The 15768-nt window shown below is 45.3% G+C and carries 15 protein-coding genes; 7 read left to right on the top strand and 8 right to left on the bottom strand.

Annotated elements, in window-relative coordinates; all coding sequences use genetic code 11:
- Positions 1–456: 456 nt before the first annotated feature.
- Together rpmE and AYJ58_RS05335 are read right to left on the bottom strand one after the other, a co-directional pair.
- Complete coding sequence (rpmE, locus tag AYJ58_RS05340) at positions 457–669, bottom strand: 50S ribosomal protein L31 (protein ID WP_063883331.1); 213 nt, start codon at positions 667–669, stop codon at positions 457–459.
- Between the two features lie 181 nt (positions 670–850).
- Positions 851–1921, bottom strand: a complete 1071-nt coding sequence (locus AYJ58_RS05335) for a FimV/HubP family polar landmark protein (protein ID WP_106649281.1) — start codon at positions 1919–1921, stop codon at positions 851–853.
- A gap of 102 nt (positions 1922–2023) precedes the next feature.
- Here AYJ58_RS05335 and priA point away from each other — a divergent pair, with 102 nt between their 5' ends.
- From priA to AYJ58_RS05315, 4 genes are all read left to right on the top strand, one after another.
- The gene (gene priA, locus AYJ58_RS05330) at positions 2024–4219 is read left to right on the top strand and encodes a primosomal protein N' (RefSeq protein WP_106649280.1); all 2196 of its coding nucleotides are present in this window, start codon (positions 2024–2026) and stop codon (positions 4217–4219) included.
- Between the two features lie 134 nt (positions 4220–4353).
- Positions 4354–6099, top strand: coding sequence for an arginine--tRNA ligase (gene argS / locus AYJ58_RS05325; RefSeq protein ID WP_106649279.1), 1746 nt, complete (start codon positions 4354–4356; stop codon positions 6097–6099).
- Positions 6100–6102: 3 nt separating this feature from the next.
- A complete protein-coding gene (locus AYJ58_RS05320; protein ID WP_106649278.1) occupies positions 6103–6819 on the top strand; it encodes an SPOR domain-containing protein in 717 nt (238 codons plus the stop codon).
- A gap of 334 nt (positions 6820–7153) precedes the next feature.
- Positions 7154–7378: a hypothetical protein gene (locus tag AYJ58_RS05315; protein WP_006083282.1), complete on the top strand. Its 225-nt coding sequence runs from the start codon at positions 7154–7156 to the stop codon at positions 7376–7378.
- A gap of 210 nt (positions 7379–7588) precedes the next feature.
- Here AYJ58_RS05315 and AYJ58_RS05310 read toward each other — a convergent pair whose 3' ends face one another.
- The 3 genes from AYJ58_RS05310 to AYJ58_RS05300 are packed head-to-tail and all read right to left on the bottom strand — an operon-like array spanning position 7589 to position 9945.
- On the bottom strand, positions 7589–8527 hold the full coding sequence (locus tag AYJ58_RS05310) for an SPFH domain-containing protein (protein WP_198555603.1): 939 nt from the start codon (positions 8525–8527) through the stop codon (positions 7589–7591).
- Entirely contained in the window at positions 8527–9462 is a 936-nt protein-coding gene (locus AYJ58_RS05305; RefSeq protein ID WP_012586651.1) for an SPFH domain-containing protein, read from the bottom strand. Before AYJ58_RS05305 ends, AYJ58_RS05310 begins: the two co-directional genes overlap by 1 nt.
- 12 nt (positions 9463–9474) lie before the next feature.
- A complete protein-coding gene (locus AYJ58_RS05300; RefSeq protein WP_106649276.1) occupies positions 9475–9945 on the bottom strand; it encodes an NfeD family protein in 471 nt (156 codons plus the stop codon).
- 474 nt (positions 9946–10419) lie between these two features.
- Between AYJ58_RS05300 and AYJ58_RS05295 the strand changes: the two genes are divergently transcribed.
- Positions 10420–11172, top strand: a complete 753-nt coding sequence (locus AYJ58_RS05295; RefSeq protein ID WP_063883325.1) for an outer membrane protein OmpK — start codon at positions 10420–10422, stop codon at positions 11170–11172.
- A gap of 102 nt (positions 11173–11274) precedes the next feature.
- Here AYJ58_RS05295 and udp read toward each other — a convergent pair whose 3' ends face one another.
- A complete protein-coding gene (udp, locus tag AYJ58_RS05290) occupies positions 11275–12033 on the bottom strand; it encodes a uridine phosphorylase (RefSeq protein ID WP_006083287.1) in 759 nt (252 codons plus the stop codon).
- 413 nt (positions 12034–12446) lie between these two features.
- Here udp and AYJ58_RS05285 point away from each other — a divergent pair, with 413 nt between their 5' ends.
- Positions 12447–12659, top strand: a complete 213-nt coding sequence (locus AYJ58_RS05285) for a YdcH family protein (protein ID WP_006083288.1) — start codon at positions 12447–12449, stop codon at positions 12657–12659.
- A 64-nt stretch (positions 12660–12723) separates the two neighbouring features.
- Here AYJ58_RS05285 and AYJ58_RS05280 read toward each other — a convergent pair whose 3' ends face one another.
- Together AYJ58_RS05280 and AYJ58_RS05275 are read right to left on the bottom strand one after the other, a co-directional pair.
- Complete coding sequence (locus tag AYJ58_RS05280; RefSeq protein ID WP_006087063.1) at positions 12724–13899, bottom strand: type III PLP-dependent enzyme; 1176 nt, start codon at positions 13897–13899, stop codon at positions 12724–12726.
- A 377-nt stretch (positions 13900–14276) separates the two neighbouring features.
- Positions 14277–14756: a hypothetical protein gene (locus AYJ58_RS05275; protein WP_106649275.1), complete on the bottom strand. Its 480-nt coding sequence runs from the start codon at positions 14754–14756 to the stop codon at positions 14277–14279.
- Positions 14757–14925: 169 nt separating this feature from the next.
- Between AYJ58_RS05275 and AYJ58_RS05270 the strand changes: the two genes are divergently transcribed.
- On the top strand, positions 14926–15762 hold the full coding sequence (locus tag AYJ58_RS05270) for a mechanosensitive ion channel family protein (protein WP_106649274.1): 837 nt from the start codon (positions 14926–14928) through the stop codon (positions 15760–15762).
- Positions 15763–15768: the final 6 nt, after the last annotated feature.

Genomic DNA, 15768 nt, shown 5'->3' with positions numbered 1-15768 from the left:
GTTAATAGTCTGGCTGGTCGGGGTAAGATACGCCAATAAGGGGGATTTTTAAATAAGAGATTCAGAAATTTCACTTTAGCCTGCAAATATCACCTCTAAGCTTAGTTTTATAAACTTATCTCCTATAATAAAGCTGCATTTCTTAATATATTTTGTAGGAAACAAACATATATTTTGTAGTTATAGCGCTAGTTGTAGCGAGTTAATCTCAAAAATGTTGGTTAAATTACAATATATAACGGCTAGCATATTTATCTTATAGATAATTGCTATAAATAAGTCGAATTACATACTTGAACTCGCAATACTCAATAAGTTGACGATTAATTGAGTGACGTCGTACCAGATGGGGGATTTAACATAAGTATTAAGATAGGCGTAAATAAAGCAGTTCAGCAAATGACAGAAAGCAAAAAGGCGCCATAGGCGCCTTTTCTAGAAACATTGCAATCGCAATTATTTCTTTGCAAGCACTGCGAAGCGCTTGTTGAATTTGTCGATACGACCGCCAGTATCAACAACTTTTTGTGTACCAGTGTAGAATGGGTGACAAGCACCACATACGTCTAAATGCAGATCTTTACCAGCAGTAGAGTTTACTTTGATAACGTTACCACAAGTACAGTTTGCAGTGATGATAGCGTATGTTGGGTGGATACCTGGTTTCATTGGGGTTACCTCAAAAGTGTAAGGCCATGTCGCTCTTCCAACCCGTAGTCGGACACCACATGCATGTTAATAACAATATGTTTAGGGCGCAGAATGGTACAGCATACCCACAAGGGATACAAGTAGATTATCTGAGCGTTTGGCGGTTAACCTGCGTCTATTTTGACTTTAGTTCGCCGCTTCATTTTCCCGCCTCTTTAGCTTCAAACATCGCCTGCGCCTCTTTGGCGTTAGCATACTGTGCCAAAATCATTTGCGAAGGACAGGACAGAGCCGCATTACTCTTGAGTGCGTTGATTTTATTTTTTGAGAACGCAGCAGGATTCGCCTCATAGATCGCCAGCATAGCGACATAGACACTCACGTCCCAATCGTTGGCATAGCGATTGGCGATTCGCCACAAGGTCTCACCTGCAAGATAAGTTAACTGGCAATGTTCAGGTGTCTGCGAAGCGGTTGGGGACGTTTCAGCGGCATTCACTTTGAGTTCACTATTTGTTGTCTTAACTGCTTCAGTGACTACGACTTCAGACATAACAGGCTCAGGCATCACAGTTTCAGCAGACGTTGCTTTAACGGCAACAGGTTCAGAGTTTTTGGCGACAGTCTTTACCTCGGCAACCTGGGTATTTTGCTCATCCGCTGCTTCAGGAAATTTAAAGCCAGTCACAACTTCAGCCGCTGGCACTGTGGGCTTACTATTTACATGAGTATTTACATGAGTATCTACATGAATATTTGCAGCCGTAATAACCGTCGCGGTCTTAGCACCCACCACTGATGTGGATTCTGCGGCCACTTTTACAGGCTGAACATTCACTTTATCCGCACGTTTTTGCACCAGCGCTGTCGTCGTATTTTTACTGCCCGATGCCGCGCTCATAGATAGCGCAGCCGATGTTGGCTTAGCCTCGCCAAATAGATTGATACTTTTAACTTCGTACCATCGGTCGAGTCGATACTCCCTCACTAAGAGTTTAGCCTTGTCATCTTTTACATCTTCAACACCTGTGAGCAAAACTAAAAAGCGATTAAGCTCCTCAACCATTAACTTTTCTTCGCCGCCAGCTTGCTGCACCACAAACTCTAAGCGCGACATGTCTTGATTGTCCGCAATCACATTTACCCTGAGTTTTGGATAACCGCCTAATTCAAACATGCGGCTGTTAACACTCACATGGGAGACTTGTGCCATGCTCGGTGCGCTACACACTAACGCGAGTAGACCTAATGATTTCACTCTATTAGCCATTTATTTACTCTCAACTATCCTTGGTAAACCATCATTAGGGCTAGCCCTAGCCAGCCGCGCTGAGTACACTAAACCACATTATTGCCTAAGACTTGCCTGCATATGTCATTGTTTGTCGAAGTTGCGTTACCTGTGCCTATGCGGCAAACTTTTAGTTACCGCGTACCCGAAACTTATCCTAGTACACCGCAGATAGGCGTGCGCGTTAAAGTCCCCTTCGGTCGTCAACAATTAATTGGATTAGTCACAGGTATAACTGAGTCTTGCAGCTTAGCGCCTAAACAGATTAAGTCTGTGCTTGAGTTTATCGACGATGAACCTTTGCTGCCTGAATCACTTTATAAATTAACGCTTTGGGCCGCGAGATACTATTTTTGCAGCCAAGGGCAGATGCTAACCCAAGCCTTACCAGTCGCCCTTCGCAAAGGGCTCAATGCCGCGCCACAAAAGATTCAATTCTGGCAATTAACTGAAATAGGCCAAAATATTGCGCCAGAAGCAGTTAAACGCGCACCCGCACAGAAAAAACTACTCGAGTTACTCAAAACCGCCAGCTTAACCCAAGAAGAGGTTATCAGCTTAGACATCAGTAAGGCGGCGCTTAAAGCCCTAGAAGATAAAGGCTGGGTGGCACGTCATGAGAAAGTCGCCGAGCTTAACCTCGACTGGCGCACCTCACTCGAAATGGACGAAACGCCACATAAACTCAATAAAGAACAAGCCGTCGCCGTTGCCACTTTAAATCTGCAACAAGGATATCACTGTACTTTATTAGAAGGCATTACCGGTTCGGGTAAAACGGAAGTCTATTTGGCGGTGCTCGAAGAAGTCCTTAAGCAAGGCAAGCAAGCATTAATTTTAGTGCCTGAAATCGGTTTAACGCCCCAAACCATCAATCGCTTTAAGCGCCGTTTCAAAGTCAATGTCGCGATTTTACATTCAGGGTTAACCGACAATCAGAGACTCGAAGCTTGGCGCCAAGCCCGCCGTGGTCAGGCCGCCATCATTATCGGCACCCGCTCAGCCTTGTTCACGCCTATGGCCTATCCCGGCATTATCATACTCGATGAAGAGCACGACAGCAGCTTCAAGCAACAGGAAGGCGTCGGTTATCATGCCCGCGACTTGGCAGTCATGCGTGGCCATCTGGAATCGATTCCGGTGATATTAGGTACGGCAACCCCCTCACTCGAAAGTCTACAAAATGCTTTAAGTGGCCGTTACCATCATTTGCAATTGGGTGAGCGCGCGGGCGTTGCTAAAAAAGTGCGTCAAGGCATTATCGACATTAAAAATATGCCGTTAAAAGCAGGCATGTCGGTGCCGCTGCTGAACGAAATCCGTCTGCATTTAGACGCAGGCAACCAAGTGTTACTGTTTCTCAATCGCCGCGGCTTTGCACCCGCCCTGCTTTGCCACGAGTGTGGGCACTTACACGAGTGCGACCGCTGCGATGCGTTTTTCACTGTGCATCAATCTCTTGGCGAAATTTGCTGCCATCATTGTGGCAATCAATACGCTATCCCTAAGCAATGCCACAAATGCGGTAGCACTATGCTGATGGGCCAAGGCATAGGCACTGAACAACTGGCCGAGGCGCTGCAACAGGAATTTCCGAAACATCCAGTCGTGCGCATCGACCGCGATACCACTCGCTTGAAAGGCTCATTGGAAACCCACTTAAACGCAATTCATAAGGGCGAATATAAAATCCTCGTCGGCACGCAAATGCTAGCTAAAGGTCATCACTTTCCTGATGTGACGCTTGTTGGGCTACTCGATGTCGATGGCGCCTTATTTAGCGCCGATTTTCGCGCGCCCGAGCGTTTTGGGCAACTCTATACCCAAGTCGCCGGGCGTGCGGGCCGCGCCAGTAAACCCGGCACGGTATTATTGCAAACTCACCAGAGCGACAATCCCATTTTGCGGGATTTACTGCACCGTGGTTATGGCGAGTTTGCCCGCAGCCAATTAAAAGAGCGTCAACAAGCACTGCTGCCGCCAGCATGGCACATGGTGTTGGTACGCGCCGAAGCGCATTTAGCCAGTGATGCCGATAACTTTCTCAACGCCTTCGCCGCGCTCTTGCCGCAAGATAAAGAATTCGAGGTGATTGGTCCTATGCCAGCGCCCTTAGATAAAAAAGCCGGCAAGTTCCGTCGCCAACTGCTATTCCAAGCTAAAAACCGCAACCGTCTGCAGCAAGAGTTTGAACGTATTCATCCGCTTGTAGAACAACTGCTCGAAGCTAAACGCTGCCGATGGAGCTTAGACAGAGATCCGCAGGATCTCCTCTAAGTCGAGTATTTGATAAGTATTTAAGCGCCATTTGATAAAAAATCATCGGGAAGATAGCAATTGTTAACCACAAGCGGCTAAAATATGCGGTTATTCCCTGTATTCACTCTTAAAGTTAGTGCCGATTAGAACCCATGAAATCACATATCCAATCATTACTTGAACAAACTCTAGAATCCTTTAAACAACAAGGTATTGTGCCTGCTGACTTTGAAGCGCGCATTCAGGTAGATCGAACCAAGGATAAGAGCCATGGCGACTTGGCAACCAACTTAGCCATGATGCTGACCAAGGTCGCGGGCAAGAATCCACGTGAATTAGCCCAACTGATCATCGATACCTTACCGACGTCGGCTTATGTGGCTAAGGTAGAAATTGCAGGTCCAGGCTTTATCAACTTTTTTATCAACGACAGCGCCTTAGCGGATCAACTACAAAATGCCGTCAACGATGAGCATTTAGGTATTAAATTACCGACACCGCAAACCGTTGTTGTCGATTACTCTTCGCCCAACCTCGCCAAAGAAATGCACGTAGGTCACCTACGTTCAACCATCATTGGCGACAGTGTGGTACGTGCGCTGGAGTTTTTGGGCCATAAGGTTATCCGTCAAAACCATGTTGGCGACTGGGGCACACAATTTGGTATGTTGCTGGCCTATATGGAAGAGCTACGCGCCAAAAATGGCGAAGAAGCTCAACTTGAACTGTCTGATTTAGAAAACTTTTACCGCGCTGCTAAACTGCGCTTCGACGAATCGGCAGAGTTTGCCACCCGCGCTCGTCAGTTAGTGGTTGAACTGCAATCTGGCGACGAATATTGCAACAAACTGTGGCGCGAATTTAACGACATTTCGTTGAGCCACTGCCATGAAGTCTACGCCCGTTTAGGTGTGAGCCTGACCCGCGCCGACGTGCACGGTGAAAGTGCCTATAACGCCGATCTCGAGCAAGTGGTTAAAGATTTAGATGCCCAAGGCTTATTAACCGAAAGCAACGGTGCCAAAGTGGTGTTCCAAGAAGCCTTCCGCAACAAAGAAGGTGAGCCACTGCCTGTTATCATCCAAAAAGCAGATGGCGGCTACTTGTATGCCACCTCAGATCTGGCGGCAATGCGCTACCGCTCGAACGTGTTAAAAGCAGATCGCGTACTGTATTTTGTTGACCTACGTCAGGCACTGCATTTCCAACAAGTCTTTAGCCTAGCCAAGCTGGCTAAGTTTGTCCGTGAAGATATGTCATTGGAACACTTAGGTTTTGGCACTATGAACGGCGAAGATGGCCGTCCATTCAAAACCCGTAGCGGCGGCGTCGTTAAGTTAGTCGACCTGTTAGAAGAAGCAAACGTGCGCGCACTAGAACTCGTTCGCAGCAAAAATCCAGATATGGATGAGAACACGCTGGCTGAAATCGCCCGTGTCGTTGGGATCAGTGCCGTTAAATATGCTGATTTGTCGAAAAACCGTACCAGCGATTACATTTTCAGCTTTGAACAAATGCTCAGCTTCGAAGGCAATACCGCGCCTTACCTGCTGTACGCTTACACCCGTGTTGCGGGCATCTTCAAGCGTGTAACTGATCTGGATTTGAGCCAAGCAAGAATCGTGCTTGAGCATGAAAAAGAGAAAGATCTCGGTAACAAATTAGCACAGTTCGGTGAGATCCTCAGTCGCGTTGTCGATAAAGGTCAACCGCACGTATTGTGTGCTTACCTGTATGAATTAGCGGGTGCTTTCTCAAGCTTCTACGAAGCCTGCCCCGTACTTGCCGCCGATAACGACGCGCAAAAGAATAGCCGTTTATTACTCGCACAATTGACGGCTCGTACGTTACAAAAAGGCCTAAATCTACTCGGTATCGAAACCTTAGAGCGGATGTAAGCCATGAGTAATCGCGATTATGCCAATAGAAGGCCGCAGTCGGGCGCTAAACCGCGCCCAGTCCGCGCGACTCGTCCAACCCGAGCAAAGCCTTCACAATCTAAATCAGCGCCGCGTAAGAAGCTGCCGCTGACGCTGATAGGCTTTGTCATACTCGCTGTGGGTTGTTTCGTCTATTTTCTATGGAGCATTAAAGATAATGCGCCACAAGAAGAAAAGCCGCAGCCAACTCCGGCCAAGAAAACTGAAACTCGAGTGAAGCCGCAAGAAAATGTGGTGCTCACTCCTAAAGTGAAAGAACCCGAGCGTAAAGCCGTCGTTATTCCTGTGGAGAAAGAGGAAACAGCAGAGCCTGTTGCGCCGCCGAAGAAGGACCCTAACGCTCTGCCGCCTCAACCAAAGGAAGAATGGACCTATCTTAATGAGCTTGAAAACAAGCATGTTGAGGTCGATATTCCCGATGTGGTTGCAACACGAGCACCAATGCAATATCAATTGCAATGTGCTTCTTTCCGCCAAGAATCACAGGCGAATGAGATGAAAGCTGTCATCGCTTTCCAAGGTTTAGAAGCGCAAGTAAGACAAGTCGAAGGTACGACTGGCGTGTGGTACAAAGTCGCTTTAGGTCCTTATGAACGTAAGCGTGATGCCGAACGTAAGCGTCACACGCTGCAAAATGCCGGGATTAATGGTTGTCAGATTCTGGCTATCCCTAAATAAGGCTTCACCCTTTCTAGGCGTTTTTAAATACCTAATCACAAAAATAGCGGCCAGCGTTTATCGCTCGTCGCTATTTTTTTATCCGCTACGATTGAGCTTGCCGCATAACTCAGCATTCGCTCCAAGCTCATCTAGACACGCCCAGTTTTAAACAACCCTATTTTTTAAAGTACTGTTTTGCTAAATCTATAACTGATTATTTATAAACAACAAAATCCTTTATTAATAAAGATTAATATGCAGTTTAATTGACCTAGATCAAACTTAGGCGTATCTCTTAAGTAACAGCAAGACTGTTGTATCTGTGTCAAATCCAACCTTAGGGTGAAGTATTATGAATGCATTAATCGAGATAGAAGCCACCGAATTCAGCCAACTTTTCAAAAGTGGTGACATGCTAGGAATTAGAATGTTTATGGAGCATGTTCGCATGCCGCTGGATGTTCAAGACAAGATTTATGACGAAATTTCTGCGCTTCAGCAATTAGAGCAAAACCAAATTGCCAAGCTCATTGAAACCCACGCCCATTCCCAAATTCATGAACGCCTAGCTTATTAGCCTTCCATTCAATGAAAAATTTATCTATGCCCAACTGCAGCTTCTCGCGGTTCACTCAACAGAAGCTGCATGATCTCCACGTAACTCAAAACACAAACCGTTATATAAACCGCCACGACACACATCATCCAATTACAGCCAAAAAATAAGGCCAAATACCTGAGTATTTGACCTTAATAAACTAGCTAGTTTCAGATGTTAACCACAGCCTTAGCTCGGCTTTTCTTCCGTTAAGCCTATGCTATTCATCCAGTAATCGAAATCCACCATATTACCCGGCAATACCACTCGGCTATTCTTCTGGCTTAAGCCATCGAGCTGTTTAAAGTACTGTTCACCGAGTTGCATCCGCAGAGCATTGTGCCCACCCGGCGCGGCAATCACAGAGGCGAGACGCTCAATCGATTCCGCCGTCGCGCGGGAAATGGTTAAAATTTCTTCAGCCTTACCTTCGGCTTCGTTAATTCGGCGCTGCATCTCACCTTCAGAGCGGTTTACCGTCTCAGCTTTAACGCCTTCTGAACGATTAATCTTGCTCTGCTTGTCGCCTTCACTCTTAGCCAATAATGCGCGGCGCTCACGCTCAGCGTTCACTTGCATTTCCATGGCATTTTTAACCGTTTCAGGCGGCGTGATATTTTTAATCTCATAACGATGCACACGTATGCCCCACATGGCACCCGCTTGATCTAATACCTGCACTACCTTGGCAGAAATCACATCACGCTCTTCAAAAGTACGATCTAGGTCCAACGTTCCTATGACAGAGCGCGTGGTGGTTTGCGCCAACTGGATAGCCGCGTAGCGATAATCGGTAATACCGTAACTGGCTTTGACTGGGTCGGTCACTGAGATATAAATCACCCCATCCACTTCAACGTTAACTTCGTCGCTCGAAAAACATTCCTGCGGCGGTACGTCGATGGTCTCTTCTTTCAAATCATGAATGAAAGCGACTTTATCCACGAAAGGGATCAAGGTATGGAAACCCGCATCTAAGGTGCTGTGGTACTTACCTAAACGCTCCACAATATAAGCCGACTTAGTGGGAACAAGTCGAATCGATTGGAAAAGCTTAATCACGAAAATGGCAAAGATAAGTCCCCAAATTGCCATCACAATCAAATCTGTATCTAATGGAAGATTCATTATCGCGCTCCTTTGCCACTATTATTTTGGCCACTCACAGTCTGAGTGACTTGCTCCATGCCTTCGAAGAAACCTTCGAGTTTCGCCATTTCAGCGGGGACAACAGAGACCTGTGCATCATTGAGGATCTTGCCAACTTGAGCGATAAACTGTTCTTTCAATAACATATTCATCGCATCTGTGCCGCCATTGACCGCTAACGCCTGCGAGATCATTGCCATACCTTCGGATTTCGCTTTGGCTATGATAGCAATCTCTTGACCTGTACCTTTGGCTTCATTAATCCGTTTCTGTTTTTGACCTTCTGACAGGTTAATCGCCTCTTGGCGCTCACCTTCAGACATATTGATCATCGCCGCTTTTTCCGCATTGGCCAACGTGATTTCGGCGCGTTTGCGACGCTCGGCTTCCATCTGCTTCTCAAGGGTGTGGATCACATGGCGCGAAGGCGTAATATTGCGAATTTCATAGCGCAATACTTTGATCCCCCAAGGTTCTGACGCCTTATCGATTTCCCGCACTATGGATTCATTCAAGCTATCACGCTCGGAGAATGTTTCACTCAAACTCAGCTTACCTATCTCAGAACGCATTGTGGTTTGGGCTAAATTCACCGCCGCTTTACGATAGTTTTCAATACCATAACTCGCTAATTTGCCATCCATCACTTTTAAGTAGACTAAACCGTCCACTTCCAGTTGAGTGTTATCTTTAGAGATACAACTCTGTGGCGGCACATCTAATACTTGCTCACGGGTATCGTGACGGTAGGAGACGCGGTCGAAGAAAGGGATCAAAAAATGAAATCCTGGGTTTAATACTGCACGGAATTTCCCCAGACGCTCAATAACATGCACTTCACGCATCGGCACGATAAGCATCAACTTATAGAGAATAAAAAAGATAAATAAAATGACTAAGGTAAATACAAACATAGATTCCATCCTTTAGTTTTTGGAAGCTTCTATTGAAATAGGCTCAACGACTAGAGCGATATTTTCACGACAAATAATTCTGACTTCGGTCCCCGCAGCGATAGTGGTGCCATCGCCCAGCGCTGGCCATTCACTCCCCTGAAATTCCACCCGCCCAGGTGTTTGTCCAGGACCTATGGTCTGCTTTACGCGAACAACTTGATTGTATAGATCGATTGCTTCATCCGTGTTATCCACATGGGAATCACCACCAACGAGCCTTTGAGTCACTTGTCTGAAGGTCAGTAACAACACAATGGCCGAGATAAACCACAGGGTCATGCTCTGCACTACGCCTTCGACTAGTCCTATGCCTAACGCGCCAGCCACGACTAAACAAGCCGCGCCCAGCAACACTATGATGCCACCGGGAACCACTATTTCGGCGAGCATAAATACTAGCCCCACCACTGCCCACACTAAAATCGGATTTGAAAACTCCATATTTCCCCCTGAAATGAGAGTGTCCTTGCAGCAACTATAACAGCAGCTTTTCGGATAAGCGACATAATATGTCAAAATTTACGAAGCAAAATGCGCAATCAATCACTTCTGTGTTAGGCCTCATTCTCCCATATCCACACGGCAAAGCCCTTAGGTTGTTTTAAAATTAAGCATAATCAATTCAAAAAGATAGCCAACACCAAAGGAATAACTCATTCCGCTATAGCAAAATCCATTTAAAATCAATTAGCTAAAAACAGATTATCACCATAATGATTATGTGATTTTGACAACAACATTCGATAAAAACTTTGAATAAATGTAAATTTTTGCATATATTGCCCCCACTTTTGTGCCAGTCCTTTGACGTACACTCACGCTAGGTTTGAACTTACCTATCAAACCATGCCATAGGTCAGAGAGCGGATTGAGTAAGACGCGAATTAACTTCCACCTATACAACAGGAAATAACAATGAAAAAAACATGCCTATGCCTAGCACTTATGCTTTCTCCTCAAGCATTTGCGGGTGACTTAGTACAATGGTGGGATTTCAGTGCAACAGCCCTCTATGGCGAAGACTACGATTTAGCGCCATCAGACAAACAAGCCACTATTACCTTAGAAACGGCGGGCGGCTGGAAATACGGTGATTGGTTTGCCTTCCAAGACTTTATCTATTTCAAAGGTAACGACACTGGCATGGAAAGCACCACCTATGGTGAAATTTCGCCACGCTTCAGTGCCAGTAAAATCCTCGGCGAGAAAATCGCCTTTGGTCCAGTAACAGATTTATCTCTGGCGCTGACCTATGAAGAAGGTGAAGGCCCAGTTCACAGCCTGCTTTACGGTTTAGGCGTTGATGTCGCCGTGCCTTATTTCACTTACCTGAACTTTAATACCTATCGCCGCAATGGCATGAGCACAGGTAACAACAGTGACGGCTGGCAGTTCACCCCTGTATTTCGCATCGATATTCCCGTTGGCTCAGCCAACATAGTGCTCGATGGCTTTATCGACTGGGTATTTGCCACCGACGATAACGGCTACGAGGAGAACTTCCACTTCAACCCACAGCTGAAATACGATCTTGGTAAGAGTCTGTTCGGGGATCATCAAGCCAATAAATTATTGGTGGGTATCGAATATGATTTGTGGACCAACAAATACGGTGTGAAAGGCGTCGATCAAGACACTTACTCTGTGATTGCCCAATACCATTTCTAATCGGTATCGACACCATTTTGAAGTAACAAAAAAGGTGCCATTGGCACCTTTTTTAGTTTGTTCACTCACTTTGCAGGGGAGTGTCGCTTAGCGTAATAAAAATTAAGCTAACAGTTTTTTCGCTGCAGCAACCACGATAGAAACCGCACTGACTTCGGTTTTCTTCATTGTGGCTTCATCAGGAATTTCTTGTTGGGTGCGGTTTACAATCACACCAGCAACACAGGCAGCACGCCAGCCTTGAGTGGCACACATAGTGAATAAGGTGGAAGATTCCATCTCATAGTTCAGTACGCCCATATCTTGCCATTCTTTCATTGAACCCGCGAAACGACGCGTTACACGGCCAGTGACAGTGTCATAACGCTCTTGGCCTGGGTAGAAAGTATCGGAAGAAGCCGTTACGCCAATGTGTGGCTCTACGCCTGCATCGCGACACGCTGCAACCATAGCAGTGGTACATTCAAAGTTTGCAACCGCAGGGAACTCCATAGGTGCAAAGTGTAAGCTTGCGCCATCTAAACGCACTGAAGCTTGAGTCACAATCACATCGCCCACATTCACATGGGGTTGAATTGCACCTGTAGTACCAACGCGCAGGAAGGTATTCACACCTAACTGTGCAAGTTCTTCTACTGCGATAGAAGTCGATGGGCCACCGATACCGGTTGAACACACGACTACTGGCTTGCCATCGGCATACGCTAAATAGCTTGTATACTCGCGGTGGCTAGCAAGAAACGTCGCATTGTCCATTAGTTCGGCAATACGTTTTACGCGCTCTGGATCACCTGGAACGATTGCCAAAGTTGCACCATCGAGCATTGCTTTGGTCAAACCTAAATGAAATACATCAGCCATTGTGAAAACCCCTTTCATTTTTGATAATTAAATTCTTATAAAATCGACTTTAACCTAGTATCGAAGCGGTGAAGGTTAACTTGATCACAGAATTATCGGCAAGAAGTAATTGTTTAGTCGTAATCAAATTACCAATCACCCTCACATCTGATCACAAGATAGCAAATTTGCCCGCACTGCGAATGTCAGTCTGATTTATGCCTAACAAAGTGTGAACCAGATCCTAATCACATGCCATAGATAGCGGCAAAGATCGTTTAATAAGCTGATTTATAAGAAATTAAAATAAATCATCATTTAGTATTAATCTGAAACGGGATGAAAGGTGATCTAAATCACGTTTCACTACAGAGTGAAAGGTTAGGGTTAAGACGAAACCAGAAGTGTAATAAATGACGACAAGGAGAATGCCGATGTTTCCAGAGTACAGAGAATTAATTTCCACCTTGAAAACCCAAGATGCTCATTTTCAACGTAAGTTTAACGAGCATAATCAGTTAGACGAGGAAATCAAACAACTGGAAAAACGTGTCGCCAGTGATTTCAACCCTACAGTGAAAGAACTCAAAAGCAGAAAGTTACACCTAAAAGAAGAGATTTATCAGATCCTCAAATCCCACGAGTAATTCCAAACTTCTTTAGCGAACAACAAGGGCGCCTAAGCGCCCTTATTCATGTCAACGTAATCGCTTACAGATAGTAATCTTTCAGCGGTGGGAAACCGTTAAAGCATACAGCCGAATACGTCGTCGTATAAGCACCAGCGGTTAACCAATACATGCGGTCACCAATGGCTAAGTCATTCGGTAAACCATAGCTGTAGTGTTCGTACATGATATCGGCACTGTCGCAGGTTGGGCCGGCAATCACGCACTTATCCAACTCGCCTTGACGATCAGTATAAATCGGGAACTTAATTGCCTCGTCCATCGTTTCAATCAAGCCTGAGAATTTACCCACATCGGTAAACACCCAACGCTCTAACGCTGTGTAGGATTTTTTGCTGATCAGTACCACTTCAGACACTAAAATCCCCGCGTTAGAAATCAACGAACGGCCCGGCTCTAGGATGATTTGCGGTAAATCGTCACCGAAATCTTCCTTCAGGAAGTGAGTGATCTGCTCGGCATACACACCCAATTGATTAGTTTTATCAATATAGTTAGCAGGGAAACCGCCGCCCATATTGATCATCTTCAAGGTGATATTGTGCTCATCACGCAGACGATCGAAAATGCTTTTCACTTTACCAATGGCAGAATCCCAAGCACCGATGTCACGTTGCTGAGAACCCACATGGAAAGAAATACCAAAAGGCTCTAAGCCTAACTCCTGTGCCAATACTAATAGCTCATAGGCCATTTCGTTTTGACAACCGAATTTACGCGATAACGGCCAATCAGCAGTATCAGTGCCTTCGGTCAGGATACGTACATAAATACGCGATCCCGGCGCTTCTTCAGCGATCATCCGCAGATCGGCCTCTGAGTCGGATGCGTACATACGCACACCGCGCTCGTAAAATGCACGTACATCTTGACGCTTTTTAATGGTATTGCCGTAGCTGACTCGGTCGGTTGTCACGCCGACATTCATGACCATATCTAGCTCATAAATTGAGGCAATATCAAAGTTTGACCCTTTATCTTTCAGTAAAGATAAGATCTCGGCCGCTGGGTTTGCCTTAACTGCATAATAAACGTTGGCGTAAGGAAAACTATTAACCATGTCATCGTATTGTTTCGCTATGATACTGGTATCAATTACTACGAACGGGGTTGCTTTGTCTTTGGCAAACGCTTCAATACGCTTGAATGTATCCACGTCATAATAGTCAGCAACATCAATAGATTGAAATTGGCTCATTGGGCCAGAGTCTCCTTTGGGTCAAGTAGAAAAAAGTGAGTGTAATGTCTTAAAAAACGTGCGCAGTAAACGATATTTTTTTGCTTTACGCAACGAATTTTTATGCTGATTTTATAACTTTTTATTCCGCAATGTTTTAAGGGGCTAAATAATCAAAAAAAGATCCTATAAAACAAATGATTATGCATACAAACCCTAAGGTAAATTTGTGTGCATTATCAGAATAAAAAGTGAATTTTTTACGACGTTATCGCAAAGGAGAGGGATAGACTGGCTCAAGCCAAGATATCCATCCTAAAGTGATAAGCTTGAAGAGCAAGCGCGCCACGAAAAAAGGCTAATGCGGCGCCTTAAATTAGGTCAATTAAATTGAATCGTTACTGCGGCTGATTGAGTTTTGCGAGTGCTTGGCCCAAGGCTTCACTGGAATCAAAATAGGCGATATCTAAAATATTACGCTGATTAAGCAATATCATAGTGGCCATATCTTTGGTATCTGGTAGTAAACGACTGATCTCACCTCCCCTATCTAACCCAATCGCAAAGGGTAAATCTTGCATTTGTGGCACAGCAACAAACTTAGCGATTAAAGAAGGCATACCACTGATATCGGCGACATAAACTAAACCCACAGGCATTTGAGTCGTACTTAGAGGCGTGAGTGCTTCTTTAATCACATCACCGCCTTTCATGCTGCGGCTAAAGAGCAACACTTGAGTTTCATCTGTCACACTTACCGTTTGATCATTTTGATCGAGAAGTGAAATAGGATTAATCGCATCGCCCGCAACATAACTCGCAGCATAGGCCCACATGGGGGTTAATAAACAAGACAGACATAACAACAGCGTTTTCATAAACACTCGACTCCATTATTGGATAGGCGGACAGCATACCTGACTCCCCCTATCGACTCATTAAATCAACCGCGATTACATGATACGCTTCACACATGCAGGTGAATAAGCATTTGATGGGATTTCTGCGCTATAATCGCACAGTTAATTTTATTACAAGGATATCATAATGATAACACCTGGACTCGATCAGGAATTGCAGCAACTACAAGGCGTTTATCAACTGATCACTGAGTTTTTAGTCACCTACAGCTTCCAATTGGTCGGCGCTTTACTGATCTTTTTACTGGGCTTGTGGGTCGCCAGTAAGACATCACGCTTAGTCGCAAAGCAGTTCGAAAAACACAATATCGATATTACCTTAAGTAATTTTGTCAGTAACCTTATCCGTATTCTGATCATCATAATGGTTGGGATCATCGCCCTCGGCAAAATCGGCATCAGCGTCACCCCTATGGTGGCAGCCATTGGTGCAGCCTCCTTAGGTGCAGGCTTAGCCTTGCAAGGCATGTTAGCCAACTATGCCGCCGGCGTGACCATTATCGTCACCCGTCCTTTCGTTGTAGGGAATACTATCGAAATCAAAGGGGAAAGCGGCGTCGTTAAACGTATCCACTTAGGCATGACCATACTCACCAATGAGGAAGGCGAGCAAATCAGCATTCCTAATAAACATATCGTCGGTGAGATCCTGCATAATTCCTTTAGCAATAAACTGGTCGAAACCCAGTTCAATCTCAGTTACAACACAGATCCCGAACGGGCCATTAGTGTGATCACTGAATTATTGAGTAACAATCCCTATGTTTATCAAGAGACTGCACCCAATATTGGCATCAATGGTTTTAATGCTATCGGGATTGAAATGGGAGTGCGCTATTGGGTGCCAACGCAAAGCTATTTTCAGCATAAATATAAGGTGAACTTAGCCCTCTACAACGCCCTTAAGCAGGCGGGAATCGAGATTGCCTGCCCCATTAGAGAGATCCATCTGCAAGATAAATAACGCTAA

The organism is Shewanella sp. Pdp11 (assembly GCF_002838165.1).
GTDB lineage: Bacteria > Pseudomonadota > Gammaproteobacteria > Enterobacterales > Shewanellaceae > Shewanella > Shewanella hafniensis.
This window is presented reverse-complemented; position numbering and strand designations above follow the sequence as displayed.

What these genes read in the sequence shown, in the direction of transcription:
- udp (WP_006083287.1), bottom strand. Translation starts at nt 12,033, where the DNA reads ATGGCTGATGTATTTCATTTAGGTTTGACCAAAGCAATGCTCGATGGT.
- AYJ58_RS05305 (WP_012586651.1), bottom strand. Translation starts at nt 9,462, where the DNA reads ATGTTTGTATTTACCTTAGTCATTTTATTTATCTTTTTTATTCTCTAT.
- AYJ58_RS05315 (WP_006083282.1), top strand. Translation starts at nt 7,154, where the DNA reads ATGAATGCATTAATCGAGATAGAAGCCACCGAATTCAGCCAACTTTTC.
- AYJ58_RS05270 (WP_106649274.1), top strand. Translation starts at nt 14,926, where the DNA reads ATGATAACACCTGGACTCGATCAGGAATTGCAGCAACTACAAGGCGTT.
- AYJ58_RS05295 (WP_063883325.1), top strand. Translation starts at nt 10,420, where the DNA reads ATGAAAAAAACATGCCTATGCCTAGCACTTATGCTTTCTCCTCAAGCA.
- AYJ58_RS05285 (WP_006083288.1), top strand. Translation starts at nt 12,447, where the DNA reads ATGTTTCCAGAGTACAGAGAATTAATTTCCACCTTGAAAACCCAAGAT.
- AYJ58_RS05310 (WP_198555603.1), bottom strand. Translation starts at nt 8,527, where the DNA reads ATGAATCTTCCATTAGATACAGATTTGATTGTGATGGCAATTTGGGGA.
- rpmE (WP_063883331.1), bottom strand. Translation starts at nt 669, where the DNA reads ATGAAACCAGGTATCCACCCAACATACGCTATCATCACTGCAAACTGT.
- AYJ58_RS05320 (WP_106649278.1), top strand. Translation starts at nt 6,103, where the DNA reads ATGAGTAATCGCGATTATGCCAATAGAAGGCCGCAGTCGGGCGCTAAA.
- argS (WP_106649279.1), top strand. Translation starts at nt 4,354, where the DNA reads ATGAAATCACATATCCAATCATTACTTGAACAAACTCTAGAATCCTTT.
- AYJ58_RS05280 (WP_006087063.1), bottom strand. Translation starts at nt 13,899, where the DNA reads ATGAGCCAATTTCAATCTATTGATGTTGCTGACTATTATGACGTGGAT.
- AYJ58_RS05335 (WP_106649281.1), bottom strand. Translation starts at nt 1,921, where the DNA reads ATGGCTAATAGAGTGAAATCATTAGGTCTACTCGCGTTAGTGTGTAGC.
- AYJ58_RS05300 (WP_106649276.1), bottom strand. Translation starts at nt 9,945, where the DNA reads ATGGAGTTTTCAAATCCGATTTTAGTGTGGGCAGTGGTGGGGCTAGTA.
- priA (WP_106649280.1), top strand. Translation starts at nt 2,024, where the DNA reads ATGTCATTGTTTGTCGAAGTTGCGTTACCTGTGCCTATGCGGCAAACT.
- AYJ58_RS05275 (WP_106649275.1), bottom strand. Translation starts at nt 14,756, where the DNA reads ATGAAAACGCTGTTGTTATGTCTGTCTTGTTTATTAACCCCCATGTGG.